This is a genomic window from Pedobacter sp., from assembly GCF_045628745.1.
Lineage (GTDB): Bacteria > Bacteroidota > Bacteroidia > Sphingobacteriales > Sphingobacteriaceae > Pedobacter.
Genome location: NZ_JAZQPU010000423.1, coordinates 1 through 1530 on the forward strand (window position 1 = coordinate 1; position 1530 = coordinate 1530).

At 35.8% G+C, this 1530-nt stretch carries 3 protein-coding genes; all 3 read left to right on the forward strand.

Features of this window, described 5'->3' with window-relative positions:
• Positions 1–175, forward strand: a 175-nt coding sequence (locus ACR2F7_RS15465; protein WP_432714447.1) for a YMGG-like glycine zipper-containing protein, incomplete at its 5' end; no start/stop codon positions are given.
• A gap of 149 nt (positions 176–324) precedes the next feature.
• The gene (locus ACR2F7_RS15470; protein ID WP_432714445.1) at positions 325–714 is read left to right on the forward strand and encodes a response regulator; all 390 of its coding nucleotides are present in this window, start codon (positions 325–327) and stop codon (positions 712–714) included.
• A partial coding sequence (locus ACR2F7_RS15475) for a sugar transferase (RefSeq protein ID WP_432714446.1) occupies positions 695–1530 on the forward strand: 836 nt, incomplete at its 3' end. The genes ACR2F7_RS15470 and ACR2F7_RS15475, both read left to right, overlap by 20 nt.

The window sequence follows — 1530 nt, forward strand, 5'->3', positions numbered from 1 at the left end:
AGGTTGGAGCCAGGCTGCAAAAGCTGGTGTAATTGGTGGAGCCGCAGGTGCAGTAGGTGGTGCATTGATTGATAAAAAGAAAGGTAGAGGCGCTGTTATCGGTGGTGTTGTTGGCGCCGGAGCTGGATACTTAATAGGACGCGGCCAGGATAGAAAATCAGGTAGAGTTCAATAATAATTTATTAAAAATATTTCACAAACCGTAACAGTTTATGCTGTTACGGTTTTTTTATGATATAATTTATTCAATCTTAATGGACTGCTAACAATTAAGTTTTTTATTTTGTATGTTCGTAACAATTAAGTTTGTACACAAGTATTCCTATGACGAAAAAGCAGATACTCATTGTAGATGACGAAATTACAATTTTGAAATTATTAAATTTTGTACTTTCTTCAGATTATGATCTCATCATAAAAACGAGTGGGGTAGAAGCCTTAAGTTGGTTAGAAGAAGGCCATTCGCCAGCATTGATACTTTCTGATTTAGAAATGCCTTATTTTGATGGAAGTTCGTTCATTCATAATTTAAAAATCAGCGGATTTTATAGAAACACACCCATTGTTATCTTATCTGGAGCCAGTAATTTGGATGAAAGAGTTGCAGAAATGCCCTTTACTGTAGATGCCTGCATTCCTAAACCTTTTAACCCTACCCAATTGAAATCCGCTCTCTTAAATGTTTTCCATAAATATGAATACGCTGGAAACTAAACTGCCTGAGTTGACTATGACAGGGAATGGCATTCGTTTACTTTATTCTGGAACTTCTTATACTCATAACGTTTTGCAAGTATTGCAGGCTACATTTGTTGTCCATGCAGAAAACACCGTAGATAGTTGTGAAGCTTATCTTAAAGATCAGTCATTGTTTAATCTTCCAGATGTCATTATTATTGAAGTAACAGATCCACAAAAATGTTTTAACTTCATCGATAAGATTAAAAAAGATCCGCTACTTAAAGGTTTAATTATCATTTTATTAGGAGATGATCAAAGCCAGCAACTGCGTAAAACGGCAATGAGCCATAAGGTAAATGATTTATACTTAGCTCCAGTGCCGGTTAAGGATCTTTGTGAGAGGATTGTGTTTCTGGTTAAGTTTAAATTAATCAAACCGCAACTGTCAGATCTTTCCAAAATTGATATCAATTATAAAATACCTTTTTATAAAAGAGCATTTGATGTGCTTGCCTCTGGATCTGCATTATTAATGTTATCTCCCCTATTAATCGCCGTTGCTACTGCTGTAGCTTTGGAGTCAAGAGGGCCTGTAATCTTTAAAAGCAAGCGTGTAGGTACTGGCTATCATATTTTTGATTTTTATAAATTCAGGTCTATGCGCAACAATGCCAATAAAGAGCTGGATTCGCTGAGTAACCTCAACCAATATGATAAAACTGAGGGCGGTCAAACAACATTTGTTAAATTAAAGAATGACCCAAGGGTTACCAAGATTGGTGCTTTTATCCGAAAATACAGCATAGATGAGTTACCCCAGTTGTATAATGTTTTCAAAGGAGACATGTC